Here is a 19,199-nt window from a genome sequence, read left to right on the forward strand (position 1 = left end):
TTTTTCGACGGGGCAACTCCCATTGCCGGTGTCGGGCTTTCAAACCTTCAATGCAAGATTCCTCGCATTGTTGATGTGCACGGCTATCGCTTCCATTGCCGTCGGCGGATCGCGGCTCTCAATCGCAGTCAGCACCGCGAGATGCTCGCGCATGACCGGAATGACCCGGCCGGTGATGCGGAAGCGCTCCTGATTGATGAGCCGCATCTTGATGGCATTGATCCGATAAGCCCGCGAAATGATCCCGTTATCGAGCGAATCGATTATCGTTTCATGCAGGTCCCAGTCTATGGCCTGAGCGCGCAGTTCGAGCTCCGGGGTTTCCCTGTTCTGCAGGGCCTCTTCAAGCGTATCCTCATGCTCCTTGCGCAGCTTCGCCAGAAGTTCCTCGGAAGCGGACACGCAAAAGACCGCAATAGCCTCCTTCTCCATGAACAGGCGAAACTGAAAAGCCTCCCGGATCAGGTTGATATCGATATGCGCGATCTGTATGCCGCGCTGCGGTATGGTCCGAACGAGACCTTCGGCCTCAAGCCGCGGCACCAGTTCCCGAATCGCGCCGAGCGGCATGCCCGTCATCGCCACGAGTTGGCGTTGTGAGACGAACTGCCCTGGACTGATATCGCGGGCAAGGAGATGCTCCGTGAAACTTGCATAGGCTTTTTCTCGCAGTCTCACCGGTTCGTTGCCATCATCCATGCGCGATCTCCGTCCCCCGAGCCCTCAGTTACTCCCTTATTACGCAGCGGCAGCAATAAACAAGCGGTCGAAAATGCCGGTTACCCGCTTGGCGTCCATATCCGAAAGGCCCTGCAGTGGCGCACGCGTCCGGCGCCATGCATCGTCCAGATTATGATGCGCCAGAATGGCCTTCACCGCAGGCACGACCGGGAACTTCAAAATCTCTTCGACAGCTTCGATGACAGCCGGATCGTCGCGGCCCTCTTCGATGAGCGGCAGCAGGCGGTCAGGATAGAGATTGGCCATACCTGAAATCGACCCTTGCGCGCCGAGCCGAACCGCTGCGGCCAGGGTGCGTTCGTCACCGATCAGGATGGCGAGATCCTTGTGCTTGCCGAGAAGTGCCTGGGTATAGGTCCAGTTGCCCGAGGAATCCTTGACACCGGCGATCGCACCGGGAAACGCTTCGCGCAAACGGGAGACCAACGCGACCGAAATTTCGACAGCGGTGACCGACGGGATATTGTAGATGATGATCCCGCGTAGGCCCGCACCTATTTCCTTGAACACAGCCGAGAACCAGTCAAAAAGTCCATCGTCACTGACATTCTTGAAGTAGGACGGCGGAGCGAGCAGTACACCGCGGCACCCGGCATCAAGAGCAAGCCGAGACTGCGCAGCAGCATCGACATACGAATTGGCCATCACGCCGACAATGATCTGCGACGGCTCCAGCCCACCTTCGATAAATGCACGAATGACATTGCCGCGCTCATCATAACCGATTGAGGAGCCCTCTCCCGTCGTGCCGAAGAGGGTAACACTGCGGCAGCCACGGCCGAGACAGTCCTGCGCATGGGCGAGTGCCTTCGGCACGTCGATCTGCATGTCGGTGTCAAAAGGCATGGTCAATGCTGCGGAAAGTCCAAATCGTTCAGCCCGAGACACCTGCTTCTCCCAATCTCATTGCTCACTAGAGACATACTAACATGTTAGTTGAAAGTCAACGTGTCTATACTGACTTTTTAGTCAGCGAAATTGGCGCTGATCAGGATATAGCTTTCTCGATTGGACAGATTCGTCCTGCCCCGGCCCCCTCGTCTAGGTCAGGAAGGCGTCGAGTTCGGCTTTCGTCGGCGCGCCGCTTCTGCCACCGAAGCGGGAACACTTGATTGCAGCCGCAGCGCTGGCAAAGCGCATGGCCTGATAGATTGGATAATTGCGCGATAGTGCCCAGGCAAAGGTGCCGTGGAACACGTCGCCCGCAGCGAGCGTATCGACGACATCCACCTCGAAGGCGGGCATGTGACGCACCTCCCCTTCAAGTTCGTCGTACCAGAACGAGCCTTTGTCACCCGCAGTCACCGATACAAATGCGCCGTCGCGGCCATAAAGGGCGGCAAGCGCAACGGTCGCCTTTTCGGGATCGCTTTCGCCTGTGACCCGTTCGGCGGCGGGCTCGGAAGCCACGATATGCGAGGCGAGCGGCAGCAGCATTTCCAGCGTTTCGAGTGAAGCGGTGTCGGCGTCGAGAATACCATGGACCTCAGCCTCGCGTGATGCCTTCAGGACCTTTGCCGCCGCAAGCGGCCAGCGAACATCCGTCATCACAACGTCGAAGGTGCCTTCGATAACCGGCGGGATTTCACTTGGGGCGGAGAGCAGTCCGGCGTCGTAATAGGGAACGATCACTCGCTCGCCCGCCGCGTCGACGAATATCGAAGAGAACGCCGAACGGGCATCGGCAACTTTGCGCACGTGCGAGCAATCGACGCCCTCGGCGGTGAGCTCGGCGACGGCGCGCCGCCCGATCTCGTCATCTCCCGTCGAGGCGAACAATGAGACGCTGCCGCCTAGCCGGGCGATGCTGGCCGCTGCGCTCGATGCCATGCCGGCAGCAATTTCGACCGCCTCCAGTGGAATATACTTTCCGGGCCCGGGCGGCAGCCGGTCCAGCCGGAAGATCGTGTCCATGGTGAGCGCGCCCACACAGAGAATTTTCGGAGTGGCTTCATTGGCCATGGAATGGAACCTTACAGATGAAGTTTGGCAGCGATATTGCGCCGGGAGACGCCCGCGGGCAGGCATCAGTTAGCGTTTCTGAGGTGTGCTTGGCAACAGGGTCGCGCGCGATCTACAACCCTTGGAGGTAATTGACTTTTCGCGTCGAAACCGGAGACACTTGGTCCCACCTTCACGGGGGAATCGCAACAATGAAAGAGGCCGCCTTGAAACCGGTCGTCTACGCGCTTTTCGACAAGCGAACCAGTTCAGTCCAGTATGTAGTCAGCGATCCGTCGACGAAGCACTGCTCCATCATCGACCCGGTGCTGGATTTCGACGAAAAATCCGGTTCGACCGCGACGTTCAATGCCGATCAACTCCTGGAATATATCGACCGGAACAGCCTGAAGGTCGATTGGATCCTCGACACCCATCCCCATGCCGATCATTTTTCCGCCGCTCAATATCTCCGATCGAAAACCGGCGCTCCAACGGCAATCGGCGACCACGTCGTCGAGGTCCAGGAGCTATGGAAGAAGCTTTACAACTGGCCGGAGTTTCCGGCCGACGGCTCGCAATGGGACAAGCTGTTTGCGCCGGGCGAAGGCTTCAACATCGGTGCGCTGAACGGACGCGTGATGTTCTCGCCGGGTCACACGCTGGCCTCGATCACCTATGTCATCGGCGATGCAGCCTTTATCCACGACACGATGTTCATGCCGGACAGCGGCACCGCCCGCACGGATTTTCCAGGCGGCAGCGCCGAACAATTGTGGCACTCGATCCAGGCGATCCTCGCATTGCCGGACGAGACGCGTGTTTTCGTTGGCCACGACTATCAACCAGGGGGACGCGAACCGCTTTGGGAAAGTACGGTCGCCGCACAGAAGGCGAATAACACGCATATAGCCAAATGCCGAAACGCCGCTGATTTCGTCGCGATGCGCACGGCGCGGGACAAGACCTTACCGATGCCGCGACTGATCCTTGCCGCGCTGCAGGTCAACATCAATGGCGGGCGGCTGCCGGCGCCGGAGTCGAACGGCAAACGCTATCTGAAGATACCGCTGGACGCCCTCGACGGCGCAAAGTGGGATTAGCGAAGAGGCCCGCTACCGCAAGGATAGCGAGCCTCCCTCCTCCCCAAGATGCAGTCTCAGGCGACCTCGTGGTTCGCAATGCGCTCGAGCGCTCGAACGAGGCCCGAATGGTCGAGGCCGCTGTCGCCATTGGCTGCGCAACTGTTGAAGAGTTCCTGCGTCGACGCCGTGTTGGGCAGGGAAACGCCCAGGGTTTTCGCGCTCTGCAGAGCGAGATTGAGGTCCTTCTGATGCAGTGAGATGCGGAAACCCGGATCGAAGGTGCGCTTGATCATGCGATCGCCATGCACTTCGAGGATACGCGACGAGGCAAAACCGCCCATCAGCGCCTCGCGCACCCGGGCCGGGTCTGCCCCCGCCTTGGAGGCAAGGACCAGCGCTTCCGAAACCGCCTCGATGGTCAGGGCAACGATGATCTGGTTGGCAACCTTGGTCACCTGCCCATCGCCGCAATCCCCGACCAGCGTAATGTTCTTGCCCATCAGCTTGAAGAGCGGCAGCGCGCGGTCGAAAGCCTCCTGCGAACCGCCGGCCATGATGCTGAGCGTTGCGCCCTTCGCACCGACCTCGCCGCCCGAGACCGGGGCATCGATGTATTCGCTGCCCGTCTCGCGCACCTTTTTGGCAAATTCCTTGGTTTCGATCGGCGAGATCGAACTCATGTCGATGACGAGCTTGCCCGGCTTCAACCCGAGGACGACCCCGTTCTCACCAAAAAGAACGTCCTTCACTTCCGGTGTATCCGGGAGCACGAGGATTATGATGTCGGTCTTTTCGGCAAGCGCCTTGGGGCTCTCGACGATTGTCAGACCATTGTCGATGAGTTCCTGCTTCGGGGCGATGAAGAATTTCGACGTGTAGAGCACATGCCCCGCGTCCTGCAGGTGGCGCGCCATCGGCGTGCCCATGATACCCAATCCAATGAAACCTATGTCAGCCATTTACTCAGCTCCTCATCCTGATGATATCCGCCTGCTTGTAGGCAGCTGATGTTTCGTTCAGCCAGCCAAGCCCGCGTTGCGTTTCCGTTTTTGGTTTGTATTCGCAGCCGATCCAACCGTCGTAGCCGGCGGCGTCGAGTGCCTTGAAGACGAAAGGATAGTTGATCTCCCCGGTACCCGGCTCGTGACGACCCGGATTGTCGGCCAACTGGACGTGAGCGATCAGTTGCTTGTAGCGCTCATACGTCGCGACGAGTTCGCCGCGCGTCCGCTGCTGGTGATAGAGGTCATACTGGATAAAGAGGTTGTCGCTTCCGACTTCCTCGATGATTGCGGCCGCCTGTTCGACCGTGTTGAGGTAGAACCCCGGAATGTCGTAGGTGTTGATCGGTTCGATCAGCAGCCGAATATCGTATTTCGCGAGTTCCTGGGCGGCCAGGCGAAGATTGTGCGCGAATGTGGTGCGCAGCGCATCTTCGGAAAGGCCATTCCGAGCGATGCCGGCAAGGCAATTGATCTGCTTGCAGCCTAGCGCCGTCGCATAGTCGATTGCCGTCGCAACGCCCCTCCGGAACTCGTCGATGCGGTCCGGAAGAACGGCAATGCCGCGCTCCCCCGCTGCCCAGTTTCCGGCCGGAAGGTTATGCAGAACCTGGACAAGATTGTTGTCGGCCAGGACCAGTTTCAGCTCCTCGACATTATAGTCGTAGGGGAAGAGGTATTCGACGGCCTCAAAGCCGGCTTCGCTTGCAAGCGCGAAACGTTCGAGAAACGGCACTTCGTTGAAAAGCATCATCAGATTGGCGGCAAATCTAGGCATTCATGCCTCCTGAAGAAATGAAATTGCGGGTTCAGTCGAGATAGGCGGCAACCGCAGTCGGCACGTCCTCATTGCGTTCAGCAAGGTCCTCGAACTCGACGACAGCGTTGATATCGGGACCCATCGCGACATTGGTCACGCGTTCGAGGATGAACTCGACCACCACAGGAACCCGGTGCTCGTCCATCAGCGCCTGCGCCTCCTGGAAAGCCTCGGCGAACTGATTGGGGCTGCGGACCCGGATCGCTTTGCAGCCGAGACCTTCGGCGACCGCGACATGATCGACGCCGTAACCCTTCTCGGCATCGCCTGACGCATTGATATTGTCGAAGGCAAGGCTCACTTCGAAATCCATGTCGAAGCCGCGCTGCGCCTGACGGATCAGGCCGAGATAGGAATTGTTTACGACCACGTGCAGGTAGGGCAGCTTGTGCTGTGCGCCGACCGCGAGCTCTTCGATCATGAACTGGAAATCATAATCGCCGGAGAGCGCAACGATCGGACGATCTGGATCGGCCGCACGCACGCCGAGTGCTGCCGGCAGGGTCCAGCCGAGCGGGCCCGCCTGGCCGCAATTGATCCAGTTGCGAGGCTTGTAGACGTGCAGGAACTGGGCGCCAGCAATCTGGCTAAGACCGATGGTTGTCACGTAGCAGGTCTCGCGGCCGAACACCTTGTTCATTTCCTCGTAGACACGCTGCGGCTTCAGCGGCGTCTGGTCGAAATGGGTCTTGCGCAGCATGGTGCGCTTGCGCCCGCGGCATTCCTTCGCCCAAGCCGACCAATCACGCAGCTTTCCTGCCGCTTTCCATTCAGTCGCAACATCGAGAAACAGCTTCAGCGCCTTGCCTGCATCGGAAACGATGCCGAAATCCGGCGAGAAAACGCGGCCGATCTGGGTCGGTTCGATATCGACATGGACGAACTTGCGCCCCTCCGTATAGGTCGAGACATTGCCGGTATGCCGGTTCGCCCAGCGATTGCCGATGCCGAGCACGAAGTCGGAGGCGAGCATCGTCGCGTTGCCGTAACGATGCGAGGTCTGCAGGCCGCACATGCCCGCCATCAGCGGATGATCGTCCGGGATCGCGCCCCAGCCCATCAGCGTCGGGATGACCGGAACACCTGCGATCTCGGCGAACTCCACCAGAACGTCGGAAGCGTCGGCGTTGATAATGCCCCCGCCGGCAACGATCAGCGGCCGATCGGCCTGGTTGAGCATCGTCAATGCCTTTTCGACCTGCGCCCGTGTTGCTGCTGGCTTATAGGCTTCGAGCGGTTCGTAGGTGTCGGGATCGAACTCGATCTCTGCCAGCTGCACGTCGATTGGCAGATCGATCAACACCGGACCTGGACGACCCGATCGCATGATATGGAAGGCCTTCTGGAAAACGTAAGGAACGAGGCCTGGCTCCATGACCGTCACCGCCCATTTCGTGACAGGCTTGGCGATCGAGGCAATATCGACGGCCTGGAAGTCCTCTTTGTCGAGGCGCGCGCGCGGCGCCTGCCCGGTGATGCACAGGATCGGGATCGAATCGGCCGAAGCGGAATAGAGGCCGGTGATCATGTCGGTTCCGGCTGGACCTGACGTGCCGATGCACACACCGATATTGCCATGCTCAGCGCGGGTGTATCCCTCGGCCATGTGCGACGCGCCTTCGACGTGGCGCGCAAGGATGTGGCGGACAGTGCCCCGCGCCTTCAGCGCGGAATAGAACGGATTGATTGCAGCTCCCGGTACGCCAAAGGCGCAATCGATCCCCTCCTTTTCCAGAATACGGACTGCTGCATCGACGGCACGCATTTTTGTCATTGTCATTCCTCCAAATTCAATGAGAGCATAATCCATATCTTACACTTCACAACCAAAATGTGGAAATGACTTCCATCATATGGAAATAAAGATTTTCAATAAAACTGGTAAAATAGGCTGCGCGCAGCTATGGCACATGAGGGCACACGAAATGGGACACGCAGCGATCATGGCTTTGCAGGGCACGTCATTGAAGGGGAAGCGGGGGCGCAAGGCGAATGAGAACGCGGCTCCGTCTTCCGTCCAGGTCTTGGATCGAAGCTTGCATTTGCTCAAGCTCATCGCGGATGCGGACGGCTCGACACTCATGGATCTCGCGGACCATACCGGCATGGCGCCATCGACTGTCCACCGGCTGCTGACCTCGCTGGCCAATCACGGCATGCTCACCCATGACCCGGAATCAGGCGACTGGACAATCGGCGTTGGCGCCTTCGAGATCGGCAACGCCTTTCTGCGTTATCGCAAGCTCGGTTCCATCAGCCGCCCCTTTCTCAAGCGCCTGATGGACGAATGCGGCGAGACGGCCAATGTCGGCATCGAGGATGAAGGCGACGTTGTCTTTATCTCGCAGATCGAAAGCCATGCGCCGATGCGGGCTTTCTTCCGTCCCGGACGGCGCGGGCCGATTCATGCGTCGGGAATAGGCAAGGCAATTCTTTCGACCTGGTCGGATACCGATATTGCCCAGGCGCTCACTGGCAAGACGCTCGCGCACCTCACAGCACATACGCTGGATACGCTGCCGGCACTCTTGAAAGATATCCAGCACATCCGTTCGCGCGGCTGGTCGATCGACGACGAGGAGCACACGCTCGGGATGCGCTGCATCGCCGCGCCGCTTTTCAATGAACATGGCGAAGCCATTGCCGGAATTTCGGTATCGGGCCCCGCCGTCCGCCTGCCCAAGGAGAAGCTCAACCTGCATGGGCCCGTCATACGCCGCACAGCGGATGAATTGACAAAGGCGATGGGCGGACGGCGACCGGACGAACTATAGGGCCCATCCAGTCACTGCACCTGTCTACGCGGTCTGCAGCTGCGGCAAGGCCCGAGCCTTAGCCTGCGGCGCGGCCGTGTCGATCCTGCTCTTCATCGGCTTGCCAGCGACATAGACTTCGGCGACCGAGCGGTCATCGCCCATCGTCTGCAAAATGAAGAGCTCTTCGGCAAGCGTCGTTGCCGTGCGCATGCGCAGTTCCATCGCAGGCTTCGCCTTGCTGTCGAGAACGACGATATCGGCATCGCCTCCGGTCCGGAGGGATCCGATGCGGTCTTCGAGACCGAGCGCGCGGGCATTGCCGAGCGTCATCATGTAATAGGACGCGAATGGCGACAGACGCTGGCCCTGCACGTGCAGCACCTTGTATGCCTCGCTCATCGTCTCCAGCATTGAGAAGCTCGTACCGCCGCCGACATCGGTCGCGACAGAAATGCGTGCGCCGAGCGAGCGGAAGCGGTCTCGGTCAAAGAGGCCGCTGCCGAGGAACAGATTTGAGGTAGGACAGAAAACGGCGACCGACTTCGTCTCGGCGAGCACGGAAATTTCGCGATCCGACAGGAAGATGCAATGGCCGAGCAGCATCTTTTCGCCGAGAAGGCCGTACCCGGCATAAATATCGGTGTAGTCCTTGGCCGACGGATAGAGCGAGGTCGCAAATGCGATCTCGTCGCGGTTTTCCGAAAGGTGCGTCTGCACGTAGCATTCGGGATGTTCGCGCACCAGGGCCTGGCTCATTTCCATCTGCCCGGGCGTCGAGGTGATGGCAAAGCGCGGGCTGATGGCATAATGCGCACGGCCGCGTCCATGCCATTTGGCGATCAACGCCTTGGTATCGTCATAGCCTGACTGCGGGGTATCGCGGAGCGCGTCGGGCGCATTGCGATCCATCATCACCTTGCCGCCGATCATCAGCATGCCGCGCTTTTCGGCTGCCGTAAAATAGGCATGGACGCTCTCGCGGTGCACCGAGCAATAGGCCACAGCTGAGGTTGTGCCGTTGCGCAGCAATTCGTCCATGAACCGTCCCGCGATGAAATCAGCGTGGGCGGTCGATGAGAATTTCTGTTCCTCGACAAAAATATAGGTGTTGAGCCATTCGAGCAGCTGCGCGCCATACGAGGCAATCGCCTGGGTCTGCGGAAAGTGCAGATGGGTATCGATGAAGCCCGGCATGATAAGATTGGGGCGGTGATCGACGATCTTGGCATCGGCGGCGACCGGGGCGATGGCGGTATATTCGCCGGCATCGACGATCTTGCCGCCCTCGACCAGGACCGCGCCATCTTCGAAATAATTATAGGCCGACTGATCGTCGATGCTGGTGGGCTCCTCGACGAATGTCAGCACACGGCCGCGCAAAATGAGCTTGTTCACTGAACGGTTCCTCCCTTGACGGCACTCTCATACCAGGAGACGAGGAGCTTGCGTTCCTCGTCGGTAATACCGCTGACATTGGCGGGCGGCATGGCATGCGAGCGCCCGGCTTGCAGATAGATTTCCCGGGCATGGGCGGCGATCTGCCCGTCCGATTCAAGCACCACGCCCTTCGGCGCTGTTATGATGCCCTCCCAGCCGGGTTCCTTTGCGTGACACATCGCGCAGCGGCCAAGCACCGTGTCGCGAACCTTTGGAAAGGCTTCGGCACTGACGAATGGCTGCTGCACCGCGGAGAGCTTTTCTTCCGCGCTCTCGCCCGACAGAACCTTGGGCACGGTGGAGAGCCACATGATAATGATGAAGAGAATTGCCGTCGCGAGCCACGTCCAGGTCGGCTCACCCTTGCGGGCATGGCGGGTGTTGAACCAATGGCGAATGGTGACGCCCATCAGGAACACCAGCGAGGCGATGATCCAATTGTATTTCGTGCCGAATGCCAGCGGATAGTGGTTCGACAGCATCAAAAACAGCACCGGCAACGTCAGGTAGTTGTTGTGGGTCGAACGCTGCTTGGCCTGTTTCCCCAGCGCCGGATCCGGAGTCTTGCCGGCGATCAGGTCCGCAACGACCTTCTTCTGGTTGGGAATGATGATCATGAAGACGTTGGCCGACATGATGGTCGCCGTGAAGGCGCCAAGATGCAGGAAGGCAGCGCGTCCTGTGAAAAGGTGCGTATAGCCCCAGGCCATGAAGACGAGAACAAAATAGAGCAGAACCATCAGCCGCGTATCGTTCCGGCCGAGCGGTGACTTGCAGATGGTGTCATAAACGACCCAGCCGCCGAAAATCGAGGCGAGCGAAATCGCAATGGCGACCGGACGCGATACGTCAAGAACGTGCGGGTCGATCAGATAGAGGTCGGCGCCGGCGTAATAGACGATGCAAAGCATGGCGAAGCCCGACAGCCAGGTTGCATAGGATTCCCATTTGAACCAGGTCAGATGCTCGGGCATTTGCGCCGGCGCAACCAGATATTTCTGGATGTGGTAGAAGCCGCCGCCATGTACCTGCCACTCCTCGCCATAGGCCCCGGCCGGAAGTCCGGGACGCTGACGCAGGCCAAGATCGAGCGCGACGAAATAGAAGGACGAGCCGATCCACGCGATACCGGTGATGACATGCAACCAGCGGAAGGCGAAATTCAACCATTCCCAGGCGACGGCGTATTCGTACATGTGGCTCTCCCTTTTAGTCGGAAGAGTATGTGCCAAAGCCTATGCCAAGAGGAAACCGGCTAATGCACCCATCTCTTTCAAAAAAAACTTTAAAATGCTAGATCAATGGGCAGTGTAGGGGTTGTGCGAAAACAATGTCGTACCTTGATAACCTTCGTGTTTTCGTTCGTGTCGTCGAACTCGGAAACCTGTCTGCCGCCGGACGCGATCAGCGCGCCTCTCCGGCCGTTGCGAGCAATCGCATCAAGGAGCTGGAGCGGCATCTTGGCGTGCGCCTCTTCAATCGCACCACGCGCAAGCTGACACCCACCGAACACGGCCGGGTATTCTACGACGGCGCCGTCAAGATCATCGAGGCGATCAACGAGGCGGAAGCGGCCATCGCCGATCTTGCCAAGAAGCCGAAAGGCGCGATCCGAATTACCGCCCCGCTCGGCATAGGCAGGCGGCTCATCGCGTCAGGCATTCCCGAATTCCATGACAAGTACCCCGACATCGAAGTGCGCCTGCGTCTTTCCGACCACAACATCGACATCATGAGCGAGGGAGTCGACGTTGCTTTCAAGCTGGGCATCCTCGAGGATTCCAACCTGCGCATGCGCGGCATCATGAATTGCGAGCGCGTAATCTGCGCCTCGCCGGACTATCTTGCCAGACGCGGAACCCCGGCGACCCCGGATGATCTCATTGCTGACCATCACGACTGCCTGCTTCTGCGCTATCCGGGGTCCAAGGAGTATTACTGGACGCTGCAGACGCCCGAAGGCTTGCGCAAGCTCGAGGTCAGCGGACCTTACGATTCAGACGATGGCGATGTTCTGACACGCTGGGCGCTCGACGGGCGCGGGATCATCAACAAGCCGCTTTTCGAAGTGAAAAGCCATCTCAACGACGGCGAACTGGTGCCCATCCTCGAAGACACGCCGCCGGCGAGCATCCAGCTTGCTGCGATCTATCCGCACAAACGCTTCCAGGATCCGAAGGTTCGCCTGATGATCGATTTCATGACCGAGCGCTGCCAGCGTCTCGTTACGGAAATGCTGAAATAAGCCTCGACCGGTCAGGCCGGGACGCGCAATTTGCTGCTTGCGACGCTGGCGTTCCGTTGCCGGTAGTTAAGTGCTGCCGTCATGACTTCCGCGGCCGCGAGCGCAGCAATGACCGGCGGACGCTTGTCCTTGACGGCTGTACCGCCGACAGGGCAAACCAGCCTCTCGAAGACCTCTGGGCGGCCCACTTCCCGCGTCAACCAGTTGCGGAATGTCGCACGCTTCGTCTTCGATCCGATCATGCCGACATAGGACGCGTCGCTTCTGGCGAGCGCTTCGGCGGCGATTAGGAAGTCGAGCGCATGGTCATGGGTCAGGATGACGAAGGCGCTCCCCTCCGGCGCGTCGCGCACGAGCGCTTCAGGCATGGCGGTCAGACAGGTCTCGACACCCGGAACCTGTGAGGCAGACAATTCTTCCTCGCGCGTGTCGACCAGAATGACCCGGAGCGGCACCAGCGAAAGCGCCATGGCCAGCGCGTCACCGACATGGCCCCCGCCAAACACGTAAACATGCGGGCGCTGGGCGATTTCGCGGTCAACCTTTTCAACGAGGGCGGCGGCGGCATCGCGGTCGACAGGCTTGAAGTCGAGGGCAACGCGACCGCCGCAACATTGGCCGATTTCCGGACCGAGCGGCACGGTCAGCGCCTCAATCTCGCTCCCGCGCTTCAAAGCACGGCGGGCATGATCGATGGCTATGTACTCCAGCTGGCCACCGCCGATCGTGCCGAAAATGCGATCCGGCGCCACCAGCATCCAGGCGCCGGCGTCCCGCGGCGTCGAACCATCGGCCGCCTTTACTTCAACGAGGACGACGCGCTTGCGCCGGTTGAGGAAATCCCTGATATCGTCGCGATTGCTTGGCATGGAAAATCACCTCCCGGCTTCCCGCAAGCGCTCGACAGCCATCAATACGCGTTCCGGCGTTGCCGGCGCGTCGAGGCGCGGCGACAGACAATAGTCCGCAACGCTCGCCACCGCCATCGACAGCGCTTCAAGCACCGAGATCGCCAGCATGAATGGCGGCTCACCCACTGCCTTCGAACGTCGGATCGTCTCTTCGCGGTTTACGGACCAGCTGGCGAGATTGACATTGAATTGACGTGGCCGATCGGAGGCCAGCGGGATCTTGTAGGTCGATGGCGCGTGGGTGCGCAGCCGTCCCTTGGCATCCCACCAGAGTTCCTCGGTGGTCAGCCAGCCCATGCCCTGCACGAAAGCGCCTTCCACCTGGCCAAGATCGAGAGCCGGATTGAGCGAGCGCCCGACATCGTGAAGGACATCGGTCCGGTCGACCTGATATTCCCCGGTTAAAGTATCGATGCTGACTTCAGATACCGACGCACCGTAAGCGAAATAGTAAAACGGGCGGCCGCGACCTTCGGACCGGTTCCAATGTATCTTCGGCGTCTTGTAGAATCCGGCTGCGGAAAGTTGCACGCGCGCGCCATAGGCAGCCCTGATGAACTCGTTGAAGGCAATGAGATTGTCGCCGGCCCGCACCATGTTCGGCGCAAAGAAAACCTCTTCCTTCTCAACGCCAAATTTCTCGACAGCGAAATCGACAAGGCGCGCCTTGATCTGCTGGGCCGCATTGGCGGCAGCCATGCCGTTGAGATCAGAGCCAGACGAGGCCGCTGTTGCAGAGGTGTTGGGCACTTTCGCCGTCGTCGTCGCAGTGACCTTGATGCGGTCGAGATCGACCTGGAACTCGTCCGCCACCACCTGCGCAACCTTGGTATAGAGCCCCTGCCCCATTTCCGTGCCGCCATGGTTGAGATGGATCGAGCCATCGGCATAGACGTGAACGAGGGCGCCTGCCTGATTATACTCGGTCTTGGTGAACGAAATGCCGAATTTCACCGGCGTCAGCGCGATGCCCTTGCGGATGATGCGGCTCTCGCGGTTGAAATTGAGGATGGCCGCGCGCCGTGCAGCGTAATCGGACGATTCCTCGAGTTCCGCCACGATCTGCGGGATAATGTTATCCTCGACCGTCTGGTGGTAAGGCGTGACGTTCCTGCCTTCTCCACCATAGAAATTGGCTTTGCGGATGTCGAGCGGATCCTTGCCGAGCGCATAGGCGATCTCCTCGATCATGCGCTCGCCGCCGACCATTCCCTGGGGACCGCCGAAGCCGCGAAACGCGGTGTTGGAGACCGTGTTGGTCTTCAACGGGCGCGAGCGAAGCCGGACATGCGGATAGAAATAGCAATTATCGGCATGAAAGAGCGCGCGGTCCGTCACAGGTCCCGACAGATCAGCGGAGAATCCGCAGCGGGCCGAATAGGTCGCGTCTACGGCCTCGATCCGGCCTTCATCGTCAAATCCGAGTTCATAGGCGACGTGGAAGTCGTGGCGCTTGCCTGTCGCAACCATATCGTCATCGCGGTCAGGGCGTATCTTGACAGCGCGGTTGTATTTCTTGGCAGCAATCGCTGCCGCGGCAGCAAAAAGATTGGCCTGCGTTTCCTTGCCGCCGAAACCGCCGCCCATGCGCCGCACATTGACCGTAACGGCATTCGACGGAACGCCGAGAACGTGCGCAACCATGTGCTGGGTCTCGCTCGGGTGCTGGGTCGAGGAATAGACGATAACCTCGTCGTCCTCGCCGGGAATGGCGAAGGAGATATGGCCTTCGAGATAGAAATGATCCTGTCCGCCGATGCGCATCTCGCCTACGAGCCGATTCCTGGCTTTAGACATGCCCGCGACAATGTCGCCGCGTTCGAGTTTCAGCGGATCGATAACGAGGGGATAATTGGCCCTCTCCGCCTCAAGAACATCCGTGACGTGGTCCAGATCACGATATTCTATCTTCGCCTTCGTGGCCGCCTGGCGCGCCATCTGCCGGGTTTCGGCGATGACGGCGAAAATCGGTTGACCATGAAACTCGACCTTGCCTACCGCAAAGACCGGATCGTCGTGCTTGCCGGCAGGGCTCACGTCGTTGTGGCCGGGAATGTCGTCCGCGGTGAGCACGCCGACAACGCCTTCGCAGGCAGCGACCGCATCGAGATCGATCGAGACGATCTCGGCATGTGCCCGCTGCGACAAGCCAAGATAGGCGTGGAGCGTGCCAGCCGGTTCGGGCATGTCGTCGATATATTCGGCGGTACCCGCGACGTGTTTGTGGCCGGACTCATGCGGCAGTTTCTCGTGGACGCCACCACGAATGCTTGTGATCGGTTGTATCGAATTCATCGCATCCTCCTCAACCGGCCACGGCGTAGCGGTTCAACCGCACGCACTTCTCACCGGCGGATTCAAGATAGAAGCGCCGCAAGAGGTTTTTGGCAGTCAGCATCCGGTAATCGGCGGAAGCGCGCAAATCCGTCAGCGGCGTGAAATCCTGTGGGAATTGTTGGATCGCAGCCTCAATCGATGCCTCGTCCCATATCGCACCCACCAAAGCCTGCTCGACTGCAGCGGCACGCTTTGGCGTACCAGCCATGCCGCCGAAGGCGATCAACGCACTCTCGACGCGTCCCTGCTGGTCGAGCCGGACACGGAAAGCGCCGCATACGGACGAGATGTCCTCGTCAAGCCGCTTCGATATCTTATAGACGGCAAAGAGATCATCGGACGCGAGGCGGGGAATACGAATGGCTTCGACGAACTCGCCGGGGGTGCGATCCTGTTTGCCGTACTCGATGAAGTATTTCTCTATTGGAACCGAACGCCTGACATTGCCCTTGCGCAGTTCGACGACAGCGCCAAGACCGATGAGTGCGGGCGGCGTATCGCCGATGGGTGAACCATTGGCGACGTTGCCGCCCACAGTCCCCATATTGCGGACCTGCTCGCCGCCGATCCTGTTCCACAACTCCTTCAGCTGCGGGAAATGGCGGGTGATGGCCGGATAAGCCTCGGTATAGGTGACGCCCGCGCCGAGGACGAGATGGTTCGACTCCTCTGTGATCTGGCGCAAATCATCGAGCCGCGACAGGAATACGACCGGGCCGATATCGCGCATGAACTTGGTCACCCAAAGGCCGACATCGGTTGAGCCCGCAACGATCGTTGCACCAGGATGGGATTCGAGCACGTCAGCGAGATCGTCGACATTTGCCGGAACAATGAGCTGTTGCTTGCCTTCGCCGATGGCAACGCGCTTGTTGTCCTTGAGGGCGAGCAATTGCTCCGTAATGCGCGCTCGTTCGGTGACGAGCGGATCCTCGCTGGCATCGCCCACCGCCGAAATGCTCTCGGCGGCGCGAATGATCGCGGCATAGCCGGTGCAGCGGCAAAGATTGCCCTGCAGTGCTTTTTCGATGGCCTCGACGCCGGGATGCGGATCTTCCATCCAGAGGCCGTAAAGCGACATCACGAAACCCGGCGTGCAGAACCCGCACTGCGATGCATGCGTGTCGACCATGGCGCGCTGGACGGGATGGAGGCTGCCATCCGTTGCAGCGAGCGCCTCGACTGTCACCACATGGCACCCATCGAGCGAACCGACGAAACGGATGCAGGCATTGACCGACTCATATTTGAGCCTGCCATCGAGTAGCCGGCCGACGAGCACCGTGCACGCGCCGCAATCGCCCTCCGCGCACCCTTCCTTGGTGCCACGCAGCCTCCGGCCGAGGCGAAGGAAATCGAGCAGGGTTTCGGTAGTGGCGATATTGCTGAGTTCGACGAGGGTGCTGTTGAGAACAAAGCGGACGCAATTGCGAATCTTGCTAGCCATGGCGCATCAGCTCCCGCGATAGGTCGAATAGGCAAAGGGCGCCACAAGCAGTGGCACATGATAGTGGGCCTTTTCGTCGTCTATGCCGAAGCGGATCGGCACGACGTCGAGAAACGGCGTCTCTTCTCGGCCGCCGAAATAGGCGCCGACATGAAAACGAAGCTCGTACGCCCCTGAACGCATGCTCCCACCCGAAAGCAATGGACTGTCGCAGCGGCCATCATCGTTGGTAAGGGTGCTGTGCAAAGGCTGCAGCGCATCGCCTTCGATGCGATAGAGATCGACCTTGAGTCCGGCGGCTGGTTTGCCGCTCGCCGTGTCGAGCACATGGGTCGTCAAGCGCCCGGTCGCATCGTTGTGAGAATGCATCGTTCCTCCTCCCGTGGAGAACTTCTTAAAATATCCAACACTCAGTTTGTCGTTTGGCGTGCTCGCGGGGTAGCCGGAGCTTGGTAAAGGGACTTTCAAATTTTTCAGGGGGAATGCTTCGCCGGTAATTTGAGTAATCAGAAAACGGAGTGAAGGACTGAGGAGGAGAATTCTGTGAGATATCCCCGCGACATGCATGGTTATGGCGGTAAAGCGCCGCGCGCGAATTGGCCTGGCGATGCGCACATCGCCGTTCAGTTCGTTGTCAATTACGAGGAAGGCGGCGAGAACTGCGTCCTGCACGGCGATGCGGCGTCCGAGGCCTTCCTGTCGGAGATTGTGGGCGCGCAGCCCTGGCAGGGACAGCGCCACTGGAACATGGAGTCCATCTACGAATATGGCGCACGCGCCGGTTTCTGGCGCTTGCACGAGCTGTTGACCTCGAAAAATGTGCCCGTCACCGTCTATGGCGTCGCCACGGCATTACAGCGCTCGCCGGCCCAGGTTGCGGCAATGCTCGATGCGGATTGGGAAATCGCCTCGCACGGGCTGAAATGGATCGACTACAGGGATTTCACGCCGGAGGCCGAGCGCGAGCACCTGCTCGAGGCGATCCGCATCCACACTGCCGCCACCGGCGAGCGGCCGAAGGGCTGGTACACCGGCCGGACGTCAGTCAATACCGTTGATCTTGTCACCGACGAGGGCGGTTTTGACTATGTTTCGGATTCCTATGCCGATGACCTGCCCTACTGGTACGAGCACAACGGCAAGTCGCAGCTGGTAATCCCCTATACGCTCGACGCCAACGACATGCGCTTCGCGACCCCACAAGGGTTCAACTCCGGCGATCAGTTCTTCGCCTATCTGAAAGACAGTTTCGATACGCTCTATGCAGAAGGCGCGGCCGGCTCCCCCAAGATGATGAGCATCGGCCTGCATTGCCGGCTCATCGGCCGCCCTGGCCGCAGCGCCGCGCTCGCACGTTTCATCGACTACGTCCAATCCCATGAAAAAGTGTGGCTCGCCCGCCGCGCCGACATCGCGCAACATTGGGCCGCCACCCATCCCTATAAGCCTCACGCCGCGCGCCCATCCGCACTTGACGAAACGACCTTCGTCGACCGCTTCGGCGGCGTATTCGAACATTCGCCGTGGATTGCCCGCCGGGCTTTTGCCGGGGAGCTTTCGCCCGCCCATGACACGGCATCCGGACTGCATGCGGCACTCCGCACAGTGTTTCGCTTGGGCACGCAAGAGGAACGGCTCGCCGTCCTCAATGCCCACCCCGATCTTGCCGGCAAACTGGCGCAGGCAAAACGCCTGACCGAGAGTTCGACACAAGAGCAGGCTTCCGCGGGGCTCGACGCCCTGACCGACGAGGAACGGGCCGAGTTCACGAAATTGAACACCGACTACGTCAGGCGGTTCGGCTTTCCCTTCATCATCGCTGTGCGGGGGCTGAACAAGCAAGCGATCCTTGAAGCGTTCCAGACCCGCATTGCCAATGATCGCGACACCGAGTTCAACACAGCCTGCCGTCAGGTCGAAAAGATTGCCCTGCTGCGCCTGCGCGACATGTTGCCGGACTGAGGGCGGGCCGATGCGTGAAATACTGATCCAGAAATTGACGCGGGAAGCCTTTGCGCCTTTCGGGGACGTCATCGAGAGGGAAGGCGCGCACAGCTTTCCCATCAATCACGGCATGTGCACCCGCTATCATGACCTTGCCAAGGTCGAGACCACGGGTGACAACGCCCGCACCCTGATCAGCCTCCTGCGCGGCAAGCCTTATGAACTGCCGCTGGAGCTTGGCATGGTTGAACGCCACCCGTTCGGGAGCCAGGCTTTCGTGCCGCTCTCGGCCAACCCGTTCCTCGTGGTTGCCGCGCATGACGGGCGTGGCGGACCTAGCGATCCGGTCGCCTTCATCACTTCTCCAGGCCAGGGCGTGAATATTCATCGCAACGTATGGCACGGCATCCTCACGCCGCTTGGCGGCGAAAGCGACTTCGTCGTGATCGACCGCGGCGGCGACGGGATCAACCTCGAAGAACACTTCTATGCGGAGCCGTTCCTGGTCCGCTGATCTAGAGAGCATGCCCTGCC

General features: G+C 59.9%; 17 protein-coding genes. 5 read left to right on the forward strand and 12 right to left on the reverse strand.

The window, feature by feature from the left end:
- Nucleotides 1–39: 39 nt before the first annotated feature.
- The 3 genes from GF108_RS21155 to GF108_RS21165 form a co-directional block, all read right to left on the reverse strand.
- Complete coding sequence (locus GF108_RS21155) at nucleotides 40–699, reverse strand: GntR family transcriptional regulator (RefSeq protein ID WP_091951715.1); 660 nt, start codon at nucleotides 697–699, stop codon at nucleotides 40–42.
- Nucleotides 700–738: 39 nt separating this feature from the next.
- Complete coding sequence (locus tag GF108_RS21160; RefSeq protein ID WP_370462264.1) at nucleotides 739–1,629, reverse strand: dihydrodipicolinate synthase family protein; 891 nt, start codon at nucleotides 1,627–1,629, stop codon at nucleotides 739–741.
- A 153-nt stretch (nucleotides 1,630–1,782) separates the two neighbouring features.
- A complete protein-coding gene (locus GF108_RS21165) occupies nucleotides 1,783–2,703 on the reverse strand; it encodes a PfkB family carbohydrate kinase (RefSeq protein WP_153670328.1) in 921 nt (306 codons plus the stop codon).
- Nucleotides 2,704–2,894: 191 nt separating this feature from the next.
- Here GF108_RS21165 and GF108_RS21170 point away from each other — a divergent pair, with 191 nt between their 5' ends.
- Nucleotides 2,895–3,785, forward strand: a complete 891-nt coding sequence (locus GF108_RS21170; protein WP_153670329.1) for an MBL fold metallo-hydrolase — start codon at nucleotides 2,895–2,897, stop codon at nucleotides 3,783–3,785.
- A gap of 56 nt (nucleotides 3,786–3,841) precedes the next feature.
- Here GF108_RS21170 and GF108_RS21175 read toward each other — a convergent pair whose 3' ends face one another.
- The 3 genes from GF108_RS21175 to gcl are packed head-to-tail and all read right to left on the reverse strand — an operon-like array spanning nucleotide 3,842 to nucleotide 7,362.
- A complete protein-coding gene (locus GF108_RS21175; protein WP_153670330.1) occupies nucleotides 3,842–4,726 on the reverse strand; it encodes a 2-hydroxy-3-oxopropionate reductase in 885 nt (294 codons plus the stop codon).
- A gap of 4 nt (nucleotides 4,727–4,730) precedes the next feature.
- A complete protein-coding gene (hyi, locus tag GF108_RS21180; protein WP_153670331.1) occupies nucleotides 4,731–5,546 on the reverse strand; it encodes a hydroxypyruvate isomerase in 816 nt (271 codons plus the stop codon).
- Between the two features lie 31 nt (nucleotides 5,547–5,577).
- Nucleotides 5,578–7,362 (reverse strand): glyoxylate carboligase, encoded by a 1,785-nt coding sequence (gcl, locus tag GF108_RS21185; protein WP_153670332.1) that lies wholly within the window; start codon nucleotides 7,360–7,362, stop codon nucleotides 5,578–5,580.
- A gap of 151 nt (nucleotides 7,363–7,513) precedes the next feature.
- Here gcl and GF108_RS21190 point away from each other — a divergent pair, with 151 nt between their 5' ends.
- Nucleotides 7,514–8,362: an IclR family transcriptional regulator gene (locus GF108_RS21190; RefSeq protein ID WP_246664074.1), complete on the forward strand. Its 849-nt coding sequence runs from the start codon at nucleotides 7,514–7,516 to the stop codon at nucleotides 8,360–8,362.
- Between the two features lie 24 nt (nucleotides 8,363–8,386).
- Here GF108_RS21190 and guaD read toward each other — a convergent pair whose 3' ends face one another.
- Both guaD and GF108_RS21200 read right to left on the reverse strand, forming a co-directional pair.
- The gene (gene guaD / locus GF108_RS21195; RefSeq protein WP_370462265.1) at nucleotides 8,387–9,739 is read right to left on the reverse strand and encodes a guanine deaminase; all 1,353 of its coding nucleotides are present in this window, start codon (nucleotides 9,737–9,739) and stop codon (nucleotides 8,387–8,389) included.
- The gene (locus GF108_RS21200) at nucleotides 9,736–10,977 is read right to left on the reverse strand and encodes a urate hydroxylase PuuD (RefSeq protein WP_027232846.1); all 1,242 of its coding nucleotides are present in this window, start codon (nucleotides 10,975–10,977) and stop codon (nucleotides 9,736–9,738) included. Before GF108_RS21200 ends, guaD begins: the two co-directional genes overlap by 4 nt.
- A gap of 134 nt (nucleotides 10,978–11,111) precedes the next feature.
- Here GF108_RS21200 and GF108_RS21205 point away from each other — a divergent pair, with 134 nt between their 5' ends.
- The gene (locus GF108_RS21205; RefSeq protein WP_091924838.1) at nucleotides 11,112–12,026 is read left to right on the forward strand and encodes a LysR family transcriptional regulator; all 915 of its coding nucleotides are present in this window, start codon (nucleotides 11,112–11,114) and stop codon (nucleotides 12,024–12,026) included.
- 11 nt (nucleotides 12,027–12,037) lie between these two features.
- Here GF108_RS21205 and xdhC read toward each other — a convergent pair whose 3' ends face one another.
- Genes xdhC through uraH form a run of 4 tightly spaced genes read right to left on the reverse strand, consistent with a single transcriptional unit; the run spans nucleotide 12,038 to nucleotide 17,090 of the window.
- Nucleotides 12,038–12,895: a xanthine dehydrogenase accessory protein XdhC gene (gene xdhC, locus GF108_RS21210; protein ID WP_153670333.1), complete on the reverse strand. Its 858-nt coding sequence runs from the start codon at nucleotides 12,893–12,895 to the stop codon at nucleotides 12,038–12,040.
- A gap of 6 nt (nucleotides 12,896–12,901) precedes the next feature.
- Nucleotides 12,902–15,232 carry a xanthine dehydrogenase molybdopterin binding subunit gene (gene xdhB, locus GF108_RS21215; protein ID WP_153670334.1) on the reverse strand — a complete coding sequence of 777 codons (2,331 nt, stop codon included), beginning with the start codon at nucleotides 15,230–15,232 and terminating at the stop codon, nucleotides 12,902–12,904.
- A 10-nt stretch (nucleotides 15,233–15,242) separates the two neighbouring features.
- Complete coding sequence (gene xdhA / locus GF108_RS21220) at nucleotides 15,243–16,721, reverse strand: xanthine dehydrogenase small subunit (protein WP_153670335.1); 1,479 nt, start codon at nucleotides 16,719–16,721, stop codon at nucleotides 15,243–15,245.
- A 6-nt stretch (nucleotides 16,722–16,727) separates the two neighbouring features.
- Entirely contained in the window at nucleotides 16,728–17,090 is a 363-nt protein-coding gene (uraH, locus tag GF108_RS21225; RefSeq protein ID WP_153670336.1) for a hydroxyisourate hydrolase, read from the reverse strand.
- 174 nt (nucleotides 17,091–17,264) lie between these two features.
- Between uraH and puuE the strand changes: the two genes are divergently transcribed.
- A complete protein-coding gene (gene puuE / locus GF108_RS21230; protein ID WP_370462266.1) occupies nucleotides 17,265–18,683 on the forward strand; it encodes an allantoinase PuuE in 1,419 nt (472 codons plus the stop codon).
- 10 nt (nucleotides 18,684–18,693) lie between these two features.
- Nucleotides 18,694–19,179 (forward strand): ureidoglycolate lyase, encoded by a 486-nt coding sequence (locus tag GF108_RS21235; protein ID WP_153670337.1) that lies wholly within the window; start codon nucleotides 18,694–18,696, stop codon nucleotides 19,177–19,179.
- Nucleotides 19,180–19,199: the final 20 nt, after the last annotated feature.

This window comes from Phyllobacterium sp. SYP-B3895 (genome assembly GCF_009647635.1).
Taxonomy (GTDB): Bacteria; Pseudomonadota; Alphaproteobacteria; order Rhizobiales; family Rhizobiaceae; genus Phyllobacterium; species Phyllobacterium pellucidum.